Source organism: Lactobacillus nasalidis (assembly GCF_016587775.1).
Classification (GTDB): Bacteria; Bacillota; Bacilli; order Lactobacillales; family Lactobacillaceae; genus Lactobacillus; species Lactobacillus nasalidis.
Window position 1 is genome coordinate 1 of record NZ_BOCG01000380.1, and the last position, 326, is coordinate 326.

1 rRNA gene is annotated in these 326 nt (G+C 46.0%); it reads right to left on the reverse strand.

Annotated elements, in window-relative coordinates:
- Positions 1 to 200 (reverse strand): 16S ribosomal RNA (locus lacNas_RS06990); the annotation flags it as partial.
- Positions 201 to 326: the final 126 nt, after the last annotated feature.

Genomic DNA, 326 nt, shown 5'->3' on the forward strand with positions numbered 1-326 from the left:
CATGTTGTTATCCGGTATTAGCACCTGTTTCCAAGTGGTATCCCAGTCTTTAGGGCAGATTGCCCACGTGTTACTCACCCATCCGCCGCTAGCGTCCAACAAATCATCCCGAAGGAATCTTTGAATTCAGCTCGCTCGACTTGCATGTATTAGGCACGCCGCCAGCGTTCGTCCTGAGCCAGGATCAAACTCTCAATTTGAAATTGAGCCTTTTTAATCTGCTCCAGATTATTTGCTTGCGAATTGACTTCGCTTATTTGTTTGGATCAAACTTCGTTTGACCCGCACACTGCGAAACTTTGTTCAGTTTTCAAAGTACCAACTGC